This is a genomic window from Kitasatospora sp. NPDC096140, from assembly GCF_040303045.1.
Lineage (GTDB): Bacteria > Actinomycetota > Actinomycetes > Streptomycetales > Streptomycetaceae > Kitasatospora.
The window spans coordinates 32647-45772 of sequence record NZ_JBEOUW010000025.1; the positions used below are offsets into that span (position 1 = coordinate 32647).

The window sequence follows — 13126 nt, forward strand, 5'->3', positions numbered from 1 at the left end:
ACGACCGACGTCAGTTGACGGGAAGTCGGGCGACCAGCAGCCGCCCCTCCATGGTGACGCCGCCGTCCATCGCCACCGCGAGGTCGTCCGCGTACACGTACGGTCCGGGGATGTGCGGCGGCTGGCCGTCGTCCGCGTGCACCGCGCCGGTGAGGTACGGGATCGGGCTGTGCCCGTGGACGATCCGGCTGCCGCCGTAGGTGTCCAGCAGCTCGTGGACGGCGGTCGGTCCGGCGTCGCCGCGGAAGGCGAAGCGCTTGGTGAAGCGGCGGAAGCAGTCCCACCACTCGTCCACGCTGCCGTCGGAGAGCAGGCCGTGCACGGCGTCGTTGACGTCGGGGATGGACTCGCCGTACTCCAGGTAGGCGGTGGTGTCGGAGTGCAGCAGCAGGTGGTCGTCCTCCAGCGCGATGGCGGGGAGCCGGGACAGCCAGCTGATGTGGTGCGCCTCCAGGCGGTCCAGGTCGTTCTGCTGACCGCCGTTCAGCCGCCAGGCGGCCAGGAAGGAGGCGGTGCCGGCGGTGGACTGCACGGGCTCGTCGCCGTACTTGGCGGCGCCGAGGAAGAGCAGTTCGTGATTGCCCATCAGGGCGCGGCAGTAGCCGCCGGCCGCGGCGGCCTCCGCGGCGAGCTGCATGACCAGGTCGATGACGCCGATGCCGTCGGGGCCGCGGTCGGTGAAGTCGCCGAGGAACCAGATCCGGGCGCGGCCCGCCGACCAGTGGCCGTCGGCGTCGATCAGGCCCTGGCCGTGCAGCGCGGCGCGCAGCTCCTCCAGGTAGCCGTGCACGTCGCCGACGACGTACACCGGGCCGGGGGGCTCGCCGGGGCCGGGGGCCGGGTAGGGGTAGGTCGGGGCGGCGGGGTCCGGGAGCGGCAGCGGCGGGCCGAGTTCGATGGTCGGCGGGTCGTCGCGGCCGGCGAGCCGGAGGGCCGGGGAGGGCTGGTCGGGGAGGGTCGGCTCGTAGCCGGCGCGGTCGTCGTAGCCGCCGGTGTCCCGGTTCTCGTACGCCGCGTGCTCGGGCGCGTCGTAGGCCGCGTGGTCCTGGCCGTCGTACCCGGCGCGCTCCTGGCCTTCGTACGGGCCGTGGTCGCGGCCGTCGTACCCGCCGTGGTCCTGCGCGTCGTACCCGGCGTGCTCCTGGCCTTCGTAGGCCGGGCGGTCCTGGGCGTCGTACCCCGGGTGGTCCTGGTGCGAGAACGCCGCCGCCTGGTCCCGGGCGTGGCCCGCGGTGTTTCCCTGGGCGTGCACGGTGTGCCCCTGCCCGTCGGTGGTCCAGTGCTGTTCCAGGTAGCGGGCGCCGCCGTAGCCGCTGTACGTCTCGGCGTCGTACGGGGTGCCGGAGTAGGCCTGGGCGGGCTCGGGTTCGTAATAGGTGCCGTACGGCAGCACGTCGAGGTCCGGCTGGTGGCGGGGGCCCGGGTGGGGGTGCTCGGGCCCGGGGAAGCGGTCCTCGGGTGTCATTCGCCCATCATAGGAAGACCACTCTCCCGCCGTCGTCACCTGGTGGGCATCCAATCCTCCGGAGCGTCAGCCGGGCGGCCCGTGAGGGTCCGTTTTGTCCTGGCTCGGTATGGTCTCGTCAGCTCTGGCCGGGCGTCTTTCGTGCTCGCCCGGCTCCGGTCGGTGTCCGGCGGGGCCGTTCGGGGGCCCCGCCGGTGTCCCGGTCCGTGCCCCGAACGGCGCCCCGGGAGGCGTCCGGCCGGTGCCCCGCCGATGCCGGTCGGCATCGGCGGTCTAGACCTCGCCCGGGGGGCGGGGCGGGCTGACGGTGGTGCGCGGGCTCCGGCGTTGGGAGGACGCGCGGACGATCAGTTCGGTCGGCATCAGGGTGCCCGGCGGCGGGCCGTTGCCGGCGGTGCGGAACCGGGGCGGGAAGAGCCGCGCGATGTCGACGCCCGTCCCGGAGTCCACGCCCTCGATCGCGTCGATGAGCAGGTTGACCACGGTGGTGCCGATCTTGCGCGGCTTGAGCGAGAGCGTGGTGATCGGCGGTTCGGTGGCCGCGTAGACGTCGCTCTCGCTGCAGCAGACCAGCAGCAGGTCGTCCGGCACCCGCAGGCCGTACCGGCGGGCGGCGGCGAGCAGGTCCGTGCCGTTGGGGTCGAACAGTCCGTAGACGGCGTCCGGCCGGTCGGGGCGGGCGAGCAGCCGGTCGGCGGCGACCGCGCCGGCCGCCGGGTCGTGCGCCGGGTAGGCCTCGTACACCGGTTCCTGCCCGACCTTGGTGCACCAGCCGAGGTAGGCCTCGGTGGAGAGCCTGGTGTAGGTGTCGGTGCTGGTGCCGGTGAGCAGGCCGATCCGGCGGGCGCCGGCTTCGGAGAGGTGGTCGAGGATGCCGAGGACGGCGGCCTCGTGGTCGTTGTCGACCCAGGCGGTGACCGGGCAGTTGCCCGGCTTGCCGTCGCTGACGACCGGGACGCCCGACCGGTACAGCTCGCTGACCAGCGGGTCCTGGTCGGGCGGGTCGATCACCACGGTGCCGTCCAGGGCGATGTTGCCCCAGACGTCGTGGCGCGAGGAGGCGGGCAGCACCACCAGCGCGTAGCCGCGGCCGAGGGCGGCGCTGGTGGCGGCCCGGGCCATCTCGGCGAAGTAGGCGAACTCGGTGAAGGTGAAGGGCTCTTCGCCGTAGGTCGTGACGGTCAGCCCGATCAGGCCGGACCGCCCGGTGCGCAGGGTTCGGGCTGCCGCCGAGGGGCGGTAGCCGAGGCGCTCGGCGACTTCGCGCACCCGGCTGCGGGTCTCGTCGGGCAGGCGGCCCTTACCGTTCAGCGCGTCGGAGACGGTGGTGATCGACACTCCGGCGGCTGCCGCCACATCCCGGATGCCGGCCCGCTCCAGACGCCGTGAGGTGGTGGGTCGCCGACCGCTCTGGTTGGCTGCTGCTGTCATGGCGGACCGATCGTATGGCTCCTGACAAGGGTCTGTGACCGGCGCATCGGGAGCCTTCGGAGATACGTTTCTCCAAGAGTGAGCCGTAGTGCGCTCCTTCGATACCCGCCCGAAACCAGGCTTCTTACCTCTGACATGTGCCAAAGGAACCGGGCAGAATGGCTGATCTGCACCTGTAACCCGACCGGGCATCTCACTCCTACGGGTGAGGGCGGTCGGTATGGTGCAAGGCACCCGACCGGGGTGGTCCGGGCGCGTCAGGAGATCCCGGGCACGGGGGCGAACCCGTCCGTGGCGGGCGAGCGCACCGGACAGTTGTGCAACTTCTGGAAACGGAGTACGACCGTGAGCAGTGGTACGTCAGCGCAGGGCCCGCGCCTGCGGCCGACCCTGGACGGCATCCCCACCTACAAGCCCGGCAAGCCGGCCGGCGCCGACGCCTACAAGCTGTCCTCGAACGAGAACCCGTACGCCCCGCTGCCCGGCGTGCTGGAGGCGGCGGTCCAGGCCGCCGGCTCGCTCAACCGCTACCCCGACATGGGCGTCGGCGAGCTGACCGCGGTGCTGGCCGAGCGCTTCGGCGTGCCCGCCGAGCACATCGCCACCGGCACCGGCTCGGTCGGCGTCGCCCAGTCGCTGATCCTCGCCACGGCCGGCCCGGGCGACGAGGTGATCTTCGCCTGGCGCTCCTTCGAGGCCTACCCGATCATCACCCAGATCGCCGGCGCCACGCCCGTCCCGGTGCCGATCACCGAGGCCGGCGACCACGACCTGGACGCGATGCTCGCCGCGATCACCCCGAACACCCGGCTGATCTTCGTCTGCAACCCCAACAACCCCACCGGCAACGTGATCCACCGCGCCGAGCTGGAGCGCTTCCTGGACGCCGTCCCCGGCGACGTCCTGGTGGTCGTCGACGAGGCCTACATCGAGTTCATCCGCGACGCCGAGGTGCCCAACGGCATCGACCTCTACCGCGACCGCCCCAACGTCTGCGTGCTGCGCACCTTCTCCAAGGCGTACGGCCTGGCGGGCATGCGGGTCGGCTTCGCGATCGCGCACGAGCCGGTGGCGGCCGCGCTGCGCAAGACCGCCGTCCCCTTCGGCGTGACCCAGCTCGCCCAGAACGCCGCCGTCGCCTCGCTGCGCGCCGAGGAGGCGCTGCTGGAGCGGGTGGACGCGCTGGTCGAGGAGCGCAACCGGGTGGTGGCCGGGCTGCGCGCCCAGGGCTGGGAGATCCCGGACTCGCAGGCCAACTTCGTCTGGCTCGGACTCGGCGAGCGCTCGGCGGAATTCGCCGCGGCCTGCACCGAGGCGGGCGTGATCGTGCGGCCGTTCCCGGAGGGTGTGCGGGTGTCGATCGGGGAGGCCGAGGGCAACTCGATCTTCCTGTCGGTGGCCGAGGCCTTCCGCAAGTCGCTCTGACCCCCGCTCCGACCCTCCGCGGCCGCAGGGGCCGGCAGGACCCGCAGGACCCGCAGGACCCGTAGGACCCGCAGGGGCGCGCCTCCACCGGCGCGCCCCTGCGGCGTTCCTGCGCGCGGCCGTTCCCGCGGCCTTTCCCGCGGCCGTTCATGAGCCGTTCGGCAGTCGTTCCCGCGGCCGTTTCGCAGCGGTCCCGGAGCCGCCCCGGAGTTGTCCCGGTTCCGTCCCGGATCGCTCCCGGAAAGCTGTGGATCGCTGGGAGCCGGCTGGGAGTTCGGCCAACGGTCGCCCACGGAGCGGCCAAGCAGGTCGCGCGGGGCGGGCAATCCGTCCGGAATGCCCGGATCCGACCGTTCAGTCTTCTCCCAGCCTGCGCTCAGGGCTCCGCAAGAGCGCCCCGCGAAGCTGTCCGCCATGAAGGTGCTCCCACGGCGGCGCGGTGCCGTCCTCGTCAACTCCGCGCTCGGCGTGGCCCTGCTGGGCGGCGCGGCCCTGGTGTACGCCACGGTCAGCGGCAGCTCCGGTCCGGCCTCGGCCAAGCCCACGACCCGCACGGCGACGGTCGGCAAGGGAACGGTCCTGGCCACCGTGTCCGGAACCGGCACCTTGATCTCGCCCACCGACGCGGCCCAGGACTTCACCACCGGTGGCAAGCTCACTGCGGTCAAGGTCGCGGTCGGGGACGCCGTGAAGAAGGGTCAGGTGCTCGCCACCGTCGACACCACGGCGGCCCAGCAGCAGGTGGACGCGGCCCGGGTGGCCCTCACCACGGCCAACGCCAACCTCACCAAGGCGCAGGCCGGGGTCACCACCACGACCACCGAGCCGCTGCCGGCCCCGTCCTCCGGGGGGTCCGGGGGCGGGTCCGGCACCGCCGGTGGCGGACGCGGGGCGGGCGGGAGCAGTACGCCCGCCCCGCAGACCACCACCATCACCACCACCAAGGTCGACGACGCGGCCGTGGCCCAGGCCGAGCAGCAGGTCGCCACCGCGCAGACCAGCCTCTCCAACGCCCAGGCGGCGCTGAGCGGGACGACGCTGACGGCCTCGACGGACGGCACCGTCGCCTCGATCTCCAACAAGGTCGGCGACACGGTCGGCGCGACCGCCTCCGGGTCCACCGGCAGCGGCTCCACCAAGTCGACGGGCACCAGCACGGGTTCGAGCTCCCCCAGCGGCTTCATCGTGCTCACCAACCCGACCGGCATGCAGGTCACCGCGAACTTCTCCGAGCTCGACTCGCTCAAGCTGAAGAAGGGCGAGGCGGCCACCGTCACGCTGAACGCGCAGTCCGACACCAAGCTCAACGCGACCGTCCTGTCGGTCAGTTCGCTGCCCAGCGGTAGCGGCTCCGGCGGCGCCGCGGGCTCCTCCGCCGTCCAGTACGCGGCGACCCTCCAGCTGAGCGGCGACACCAGCACCCTGCGCACCGGTCTCAGCGCCACCGTCCAGGTGATCACCGGCGAGGCCGACAACGCGCTCTCGCTGCCCACCTCAGCCCTGTCGGGCACCGGCACCTCCCGCACCGCGACCGTGGTGCACGAGAACGGCGCCACCGAGCGGGTCACCGTCGGGGTCGGCGTCGAGGGCGACAGCACGGTCCAGGTGGTGTCCGGACTGAAGGAGGGCGACAAGGTCGAACTCCCCACCACCAGCGGCAGCAACGGCTTCCCGAACGGCTCCTTCCCGGGCGCCGGCGGCAACCGCGGCGGCGCCGGCGGCGGCGCCGGGGTCTTCCCGGGCGGCGGTGCCGGCGGCGGTGGCGGCGGCGGCCGGGGCGGTCGGGGCTGAGCATGCGTCACGTCATCGACAAGCGCGTCCCCGCGACGCCCGTGCCGGTGATCCGGATCCGCCGGCTCACCAAGTCGTACGGGCACGGTGACGCCACCGTGCACGCGCTGCGCGGGCCCGACGACCCGGAGACCGGCGCGCCGCAGGGCGTCAGCCTGGACATCGAGCAGGGCGACTTCGTCGCCGTGATGGGCAGCTCGGGCTCCGGCAAGTCCACCCTGATGAACATCCTCGGCTGCCTCGACGTCCCGACGTCCGGCCGCTACCTGCTGGACGGCGTCGACGTTGGTCACCTGGACGAGCAGCAGCTCTCGCTGGTGCGCAACCGCAAGATCGGCTTCGTCTTCCAGTCCTTCAACCTGATCCCGCGCACCACCGCCCTCGCCCAGGTCGAGCTGCCGCTCGCCTACGCGGGCGTCCGGGCCGCCGAGCGGCGCCGCCGGGCCCTGGCCGCGCTCTCCCTGGTCGGACTCGGCGAGCGCTCCGGGCACAAGCCCAACCAGCTCTCCGGCGGCCAGCAGCAGCGCGTCGCGGTGGCCCGGGCGCTGGTCACCGCCCCCGCGATGCTGCTCGCCGACGAGCCGACCGGAAACCTGGACAGCCGCTCCACGGAGGAGGTGCTGGCCCTGATCGACGGGCTCAACGCCACCGGCCGCACGGTCGTCCTGATCACTCACGAGGACGAGGTCGCCCGGCACGCCAAGCGGGTGCTGCGACTGGTCGACGGACAGATCGTGAGCGACGTCCGGCAGGCTCCGGTGGAGGGGCCGCCACCCGCCCTTCGTGACCTGGGAGTGCCCGCGTGATCCTCTGGCAGACACTCCGCTTCGCGGTCGGCGGCCTGGCCGCCAACAAGGTGCGCTCGGCGCTCACCATGCTCGGCGTGCTGATCGGCGTCGCCTCGGTGATCCTGCTGCTGGCGGTCGGCAACGGCTCGTCGGTCGCGGTCAAGGATTCGATCACCTCGCTCGGCACCAACTCGCTGACCGTCAGCTCCGGTTCGGCGGCGGGCGGCGCCCGGGCCGCGTCCTCGGTCAAGAAGCTCACCGTCGCCGACGCCAAGGCGCTGGCGAACGACGCCGACCCCGCGGCGATCAAGTCGGTGGCCCCGGTCGTCACGACCACCGGCACGGCGCTGTACGGGAACATCTCGTACAGCCCCGGCTCGATCGTCGGCACCTACCCGGCGTACTTCGAGACCTCCAACCAGAAGGTCGCGAAGGGCGAGTACTTCACCAACGACGACGTGCTCGGCTCGCGCAAGGTCGCCGTGCTCGGCGCCACCACGGCGAAGCAGCTGTTCGACGCCGAGGACCCGGTCGGCAAGCAGATCGTCCTCGGCGGCACGCCGTTCACCGTGGTCGGCGTGCTGCAGGCCAAGGGCGGCAGCGGCTTCACCGACCCGGACGACGTGGTCATCGCCCCGCTGCCGACGGTGCAGAACGCCTTCACCGGTTTCGGTACGGTGAACCAGATCCTGGTGCAGGCCGCCTCCGCGGACTCGACCACGGCGGCCCAGTCGGAGATCACCCGGGTGCTGCTCGCGTCGCACGCGATCGCCGACCCGAGCAAGGCCGACTTCCGGATCACCAACCAGGCCTCGCTGCTCACGGCGCGCGAGAGCACCACCAAGACGTTCACCGTGCTGCTCGGCGCGGTGGCGGCGATCTCGCTGCTCGTCGGCGGGATCGGGATCACCAACATCATGCTGGTGACGGTCACCGAGCGGACGCGTGAGATCGGCATCCGCAAGGCGCTCGGTGCGCCGCGCGCGGTCATCCTCGGGCAGTTCCTGACCGAGTCGACGCTGCTGTCGGTGATCGGCGCGGGGTTGGGCGTGGCGGCCGGCATGGTCGGCTCGCACTTCAGCATCGTCGGCATCAAGCCGGTGGTGATCCCCGAATCGGTGCTCGGCGCGTTCGGCATCGCCGTCGCCATCGGGCTGTTCTTCGGCAGCTACCCCGCCAACCGGGCCGCCTCCCTGCGGCCGATCGACGCCCTCCGGCACGAGTAGGACTCCAACCCATGAGCAAAGAGATCGCCACGGTCAGCAGTACCCCGGCCGAGCAGGTCGCCCTGCTCTCCACCCCGCCGGACGCCCGTGATGTGAGCGCCGAGCTGGCCGCGCCGCCCCGGCGGAAGCTGCCCTGGCTCAGCCTGGTGCTGGCCGGCGGCGTGATCGCCACCGGCGCGTTCGCGGGCGGGGTCTGGTACGAGCAGAGCAACGGTTCCTCCGCCGGCAAGTCCGCCCGGCCCGCGGCGGCGGCCGCCGGTGCCCAGCGCCCCGCGGGGGGCGGCGGGTACGGCGGTCAGGGCCAGGGTGGCCAGGGCCAGGGCGGGTACGGGCAGGGCGGTGGGCAGAACGGTTCCCGCCGCGGGGCCGGCCAGGGCGGTCAGGGCGGCCAGGGTGGCCAGGGCGGCGGGCAGGCCGGTCTCACCCGGGGCACGGTCAAGGCCGTCGACGGCACCACGGTCTACCTGACCGACGCCAACGGAAACACCGTCAAGATCACCACCGGCGACGCGACGAAGGTCCAGCTCAACAAGGAGGGCAAGGTCGCCGACCTGCAGCCCGGCCAGAGCGTGACCGTCGTCGGCACCCCCGACGCCAACGGTGGTTACACCGCCAGCCAGCTCGTCGAAGGCAACGCGGCCGCCGGAGGCTTCGGCGGCGGTGGCTTCGGCGGTGGCGGTGCCGGTGCCGGTGGCGGCGCCCCCAGGAACCCGTCCGGCGGCTGACCCGGAACCCGCCCGACGCGCGCGAGGCCCTCGTCCCTTCCCTGGTCGAGGGCCTCCGCGCGTGCCCGGCGCGGTGCCGGTCCGACCACCTCCTCCCCGGCGCCCGCAGGGTCGGCCCGGGAGTGTGGCTGGCCCCACCCACCGGTGGGGCCAAGCCCGTACCGGGGCGCGGCCCGACTCCGTAGCGTCGTTCCCACAACGACACGGAGGGAACAGCACCATGGCGACCACCACCACCCAGGACAGCTTCACCGTGGTGAAGAAGTGCATCACGCTCTTCGGCGCCGTCAGCGCCGTCATCCTCGCCACGGTCGCGGTGATGGCGTTCACCGGGCACGAGGCGACCTCGTTCATGTGGGTCCGCGGCGTGATCCTCCTCGCGGTCACCCCGCTCCTCCTCCGGCTCGCCACCCGGGCCGCCGAGGGCTCCTACCGGGACTTCGACCGGCTCCGCACCGTCTCGACGGTCATGCCGGTGGCGCTCGTCGGCGTCGACCTGATCCCCGGCCTCTGCCCGCCCTGGTACGCCGTCCTCCAGGGCCTCTCCGCCCTCGCCCTGGTCGCGGTCGCGGTCCTCACCCGCACCTCCGCGTTCCCCCGGCAGGGCTGAACGGTCCGGCGGCCCCCCGCTCCTCGCGAGGGGCCGCCGGCGGTTTCACAGGCCGGGTACGTGGTCCCCGTCGAGGTACCAGAGCGCCGCGCTGTACCAGAGCAGGGCGATCAGGACGACGAGCGCGCCACCTGCGACGGGCAGGGCCCAGCCGGGCGCGCGGCGGTGGCGGACCACGATGACCTTGGCGACGAACGCGCCGTAGAGGAAGCACCCGGCGAACGAGTGCAGGGCGATCCGACTGTCCGTCAGCTGCACGCCGTAGGCGGTGATGCAGTGGTAGGCGATCGGGAGGGAGAGCAGGAACGCCCCCAGGCCGACCACCCGGTGCCCGGTCCGGACCGGGCGGGGCGCGGCGGCCGCGCCCGGCAGCCGGCCGTACATCCACAGCGCCAGCAGGAGCTGGACCAGCGCCAGGCCCAGCAGGGCGGTGCCGAGCTGGGCCTTGAGCTGGTTGGCGTCGTCGTAGCGGCGGCCGAAGAGGCTGCTCGTGTAGTCGGGGGTGTGCGCCCGGCCGTACCAGAAGAGCCCGGCCGTCACCGCCACCGGCAGGAGCGCCCACAGGAGGCCGGGGGCCCGCCGCCGGGGACGGGACGGCCGTTCGGCGTCAGCCATCCGCTCAGTCGCCCTCGACCTTGTTGCCCGAGACGTTGACCACGTACCACTTGGCACCGAAGGCGCTGGACTCCTGGCCGTTGGCGTCGCCCTTCGCCGTGTCGCCCTCGAAGTAGTAGAGCGGGTGGCCGTTGTAGACGACCTGGGAGGTGCCGTCCTTGCGGGCGGTGGTGGTGATCTTGGCCTGGTCGGCGCCGCCGGTGGCGGTGGGGGTGCCGGTGGTCAGCAGGGGCGGCCAGGCGGTGGCGCAGGCGTCGTAGCAGGTCGAGGTGGGCGAGGTGTCCGCCTCGAACAGGTAGAGCGTCCTGCCCTGGGAGTCGACCAGGACGTTCTGGAACTTGCCGACGGTGGCGGCCCCGACCACGGCCGCGCCGGTGGCTCCGGCGGTGGGGCTCGGGCTCTCCGTCGAGGTCGACGTGGCGGTCGGGCTGCCGGTGGCGCCCGCCGTGGACGTCGCCGTGGGGCTCGCCGCGGGTGAGGTGGTCGCCGTGGTCGTCGTCTTGGTGCTGCTGGAGCAGCCGCCGCACACCACGGTGATCAGGGCGACGGCGGCGGCCGTGGCGGTCACCGTGCGGGAAATCTTCATGGGGTTCTCTCCGGGCGGGTGGGAATGGTGTCACCACTTCAGCCCGAACGGGCTCGGCCGCTTCACGAGGCACGCCAGCGGGTGAGCAAGGCGGGGTCGTCCTTGACCCTGATGGCCGACAGTGGCGGAAGTCCGGGAACCCGCTGTGCCGGATGATCTTCATGCTGTAAATCTGACGATCATGACAAAGGATCAGGTCAGCAGGCTCATCGGCGGTGGCTTCGGCCTCGCCTTCGTCCAGATGAACGCGGGGACCCTGCCGACCGCCCTCGGCGCTCCGCTGCGGGTGCTCGCCATCCTCGCGTTCGTCCGGATCGTGTTCGCCGGCCGTGCCGCTGTGCCTACTGCCGCCGCCACCGCCACCGCCATCACCACCGACGCCGCGACCGTCGGCGACGGCGGACCGCCGAGCGGCACGGGCTTCGGGCGGCGCTACTGGTACGTGGTGGCGGCCGAGGGGCTGGCCCTCGCGGTCGGACTGTTCGTGATCTCCAACGTGCTGCACACCCCCCGTGCGAGCGTCGCGTGGATCGCCTTCGTGGTCGGTGTGCACTTCTTCGGCCTCGCGGCCGTCTGGCGCAGGCCCGCACTGCACGTCCTCGCCGCGGGGATGGCGGCCTGCGGTGTCGTCGGCCTGGTGCTGGCCGCCTGCGACGCCCCCGTCGCCGTGATCGCGGTCGTCGCCGGGATCGCGCCCGGCGCGATGCTGCTCGGCTCGGTGCTGTGGTCCGGCCGGCCGCGGGCGATCGGCACGCCGGCGCAGTCCTGAGGAAGCCGCCTGCGGCGTGGGAAGTCGGCCCGGCCGACTTCCCACGGACCGCTCAGGGGGCGTGCTCCTGCACCATGGCGAGGGCGGCCTCGCCGAAGGCCCGGACGCGGGCGGTGGCGCCCTCGGCGAGCCACACCAGGCCCCATTCGACCGGCGCGGCGTCCTCGAAGGGCACGTAGACGACGTCGGGGCGGGCGAAGTAGCGCCGCACATGGGCGCCGACGGCGAAGACGCCCTCGCCCGCGCCGACCAGGGTCAGCGCCTCGTTGAGCGTCGCGGCCGACGGGCCGGGCGGGACGGGCTTCCCGGCGGGTGTCCGGCGCGGTGCGAGGTCGTGGCGCAGGGAGTCCGGCACGCTCTCGGGGAGCTGCAGCACGGTCACCCGGGCGAGGTCCTCGACGGAGACGACCGTACGGCGGGCGAAGGCGTGCCCGGCCGGTACGGCGAGCATGCGGGGCTCCCGTACCAGGACCGGGCCCTCGGTGACGCCCTCGGCGTGCACCGGGCGGCCGGTCAGCGCCAGGTCCACCTCGCCGGCGCGCAGCCACGGCAGGACGTCCGGCAGGTGCGCCTCGCGGATCCGGACCTCGCAGTCCGGGTGCCGGTCGCGGAACACCCGGGCGGCGCCGACCAGCAGCTGGCCCGCCGCCGGCCCGTCGAAGGCGACCCGCAGCAGCCCGGTCAGGCCTCGTCCGGCCTCGACGGCCCGCCCGAACGCCTCGGTGATCAGCTCCCAGGCGGGCCGGACCTCCGCCTGCAACTGCCGCCCCACCGGGGACAGTTCCACCCGGCGGCTGGTGCGGTGGAACAGCGGGACGCCGATCCGGCGCTCCAGCTTGGCGATCGTCTGGCTGACCCGGGCCGTGGAGACGTGCAGCCGCTCGGCGGTGCGGCCGAAGTGCAGTTCCTCGGCGAGCGTCAGGAAGGCCTCCAGCTCGTGGCGCTCCAGCATGCGCACCCACCCCTCCACCGTCAACCGGGACTTCACGATCGTTGCGCAGGAGCGCGTTGATGCCACGTCAGGCGCGGCGCAGGATCGAGGTCGTCGCCACCACGCCCCCACCGCTCCCCACAGGAGGACATCATGGACGTCACCCGGGACCGCGCCCTGACCGCCCCCGCCCACGACACCGCCGCGGTCGTCGCGGAGCTCAGGGACCGCGCGGAGATCATCGACGCGCTGTACCGCTTCGGCCTGGGGCAGGACCTCAAGGACGAGGCGCTGTTCGCCTCGGCCTTCGCCGCCGACGCCGAGCTGGACTTCCGCCCGGCCGCCGCCAAGTGGGGCGCCGAGCCGCCGCTGATGTCCGGGCGGGACACCATCGTCACCACCATCCTGGCGATGTTCGCCGGCCGGGTGGACACCACCCACCAGGTGACCAACCCGCGGATCACCGTCGACGGCGACACCGCCCGGCTCACCGCCCTGGTGGAGGCCCAGCACCTGCTCACCGCCGACCCGGCCACCCACGCCCTGCTGAAGAACCCGTACGACGTCGACCTCGTCCGGGACGGCGACCGCTGGGTCATCCGCCGGCTCCGCATCGACAACACCTGGTACACCGGTGAGCCGACGGCCGTCTTCGGCTGAGCCCGGAAACGCGAACCGACCGCCCGGCCCCGCGAATTCGGCATTTCCTCCATTCACAAGTCTTGACCATCTGTTCACGTCTTCGGGAGCATCGGGGGCGCCGG

Annotated in this window: 13 protein-coding genes; 8 read left to right on the forward strand and 5 right to left on the reverse strand. The window is 73.1% G+C overall.

Features of this window, described 5'->3' with window-relative positions:
- Window positions 1–10 precede the first annotated feature (10 nt).
- Both ABT048_RS24745 and ABT048_RS24750 read right to left on the reverse strand, forming a co-directional pair.
- Window positions 11–1465 carry a metallophosphoesterase gene (locus tag ABT048_RS24745; RefSeq protein WP_350523667.1) on the reverse strand — a complete coding sequence of 485 codons (1455 nt, stop codon included), beginning with the start codon at window positions 1463–1465 and terminating at the stop codon, window positions 11–13.
- Between the two features lie 273 nt (window positions 1466–1738).
- Window positions 1739–2896 (reverse strand): LacI family DNA-binding transcriptional regulator, encoded by a 1158-nt coding sequence (locus tag ABT048_RS24750; protein WP_350523668.1) that lies wholly within the window; start codon window positions 2894–2896, stop codon window positions 1739–1741.
- Between the two features lie 345 nt (window positions 2897–3241).
- On the opposite strand from ABT048_RS24750, the gene hisC reads away from it, so the two are divergent.
- The 6 genes from hisC to ABT048_RS24780 all read left to right on the forward strand — a co-directional run bounded on the left by hisC (window position 3242) and on the right by ABT048_RS24780 (window position 9461).
- Window positions 3242–4321: a histidinol-phosphate transaminase gene (gene hisC / locus ABT048_RS24755; protein ID WP_350523669.1), complete on the forward strand. Its 1080-nt coding sequence runs from the start codon at window positions 3242–3244 to the stop codon at window positions 4319–4321.
- A 414-nt stretch (window positions 4322–4735) separates the two neighbouring features.
- Window positions 4736–6112: an efflux RND transporter periplasmic adaptor subunit gene (locus ABT048_RS24760; RefSeq protein WP_350523670.1), complete on the forward strand. Its 1377-nt coding sequence runs from the start codon at window positions 4736–4738 to the stop codon at window positions 6110–6112.
- Window positions 6113–6114: 2 nt separating this feature from the next.
- A complete protein-coding gene (locus ABT048_RS24765) occupies window positions 6115–6918 on the forward strand; it encodes an ABC transporter ATP-binding protein (RefSeq protein ID WP_350523671.1) in 804 nt (267 codons plus the stop codon).
- A complete protein-coding gene (locus tag ABT048_RS24770; protein WP_350523672.1) occupies window positions 6915–8126 on the forward strand; it encodes an ABC transporter permease in 1212 nt (403 codons plus the stop codon). Before ABT048_RS24765 ends, ABT048_RS24770 begins: the two co-directional genes overlap by 4 nt.
- An 11-nt stretch (window positions 8127–8137) precedes the next feature.
- The gene (locus ABT048_RS24775) at window positions 8138–8851 is read left to right on the forward strand and encodes a DUF5666 domain-containing protein (RefSeq protein WP_350523673.1); all 714 of its coding nucleotides are present in this window, start codon (window positions 8138–8140) and stop codon (window positions 8849–8851) included.
- Between the two features lie 220 nt (window positions 8852–9071).
- Window positions 9072–9461 (forward strand): hypothetical protein, encoded by a 390-nt coding sequence (locus ABT048_RS24780; RefSeq protein WP_350523674.1) that lies wholly within the window; start codon window positions 9072–9074, stop codon window positions 9459–9461.
- Window positions 9462–9506: 45 nt separating this feature from the next.
- Here ABT048_RS24780 and ABT048_RS24785 read toward each other — a convergent pair whose 3' ends face one another.
- Together ABT048_RS24785 and ABT048_RS24790 are read right to left on the reverse strand one after the other, a co-directional pair.
- Complete coding sequence (locus tag ABT048_RS24785; RefSeq protein WP_350523675.1) at window positions 9507–10076, reverse strand: DUF6529 family protein; 570 nt, start codon at window positions 10074–10076, stop codon at window positions 9507–9509.
- 4 nt (window positions 10077–10080) lie between these two features.
- Window positions 10081–10662: a COG4315 family predicted lipoprotein gene (locus ABT048_RS24790; RefSeq protein WP_350523676.1), complete on the reverse strand. Its 582-nt coding sequence runs from the start codon at window positions 10660–10662 to the stop codon at window positions 10081–10083.
- 181 nt (window positions 10663–10843) lie between these two features.
- On the opposite strand from ABT048_RS24790, the gene ABT048_RS24795 reads away from it, so the two are divergent.
- Window positions 10844–11431, forward strand: coding sequence for a hypothetical protein (locus tag ABT048_RS24795; RefSeq protein WP_350523677.1), 588 nt, complete (start codon window positions 10844–10846; stop codon window positions 11429–11431).
- Window positions 11432–11483: 52 nt separating this feature from the next.
- Here ABT048_RS24795 and ABT048_RS24800 read toward each other — a convergent pair whose 3' ends face one another.
- A complete protein-coding gene (locus ABT048_RS24800; protein WP_350523678.1) occupies window positions 11484–12383 on the reverse strand; it encodes a LysR family transcriptional regulator in 900 nt (299 codons plus the stop codon).
- A 132-nt stretch (window positions 12384–12515) separates the two neighbouring features.
- On the opposite strand from ABT048_RS24800, the gene ABT048_RS24805 reads away from it, so the two are divergent.
- Window positions 12516–13022, forward strand: coding sequence for a nuclear transport factor 2 family protein (locus ABT048_RS24805; RefSeq protein WP_350523679.1), 507 nt, complete (start codon window positions 12516–12518; stop codon window positions 13020–13022).
- Window positions 13023–13126: the final 104 nt, after the last annotated feature.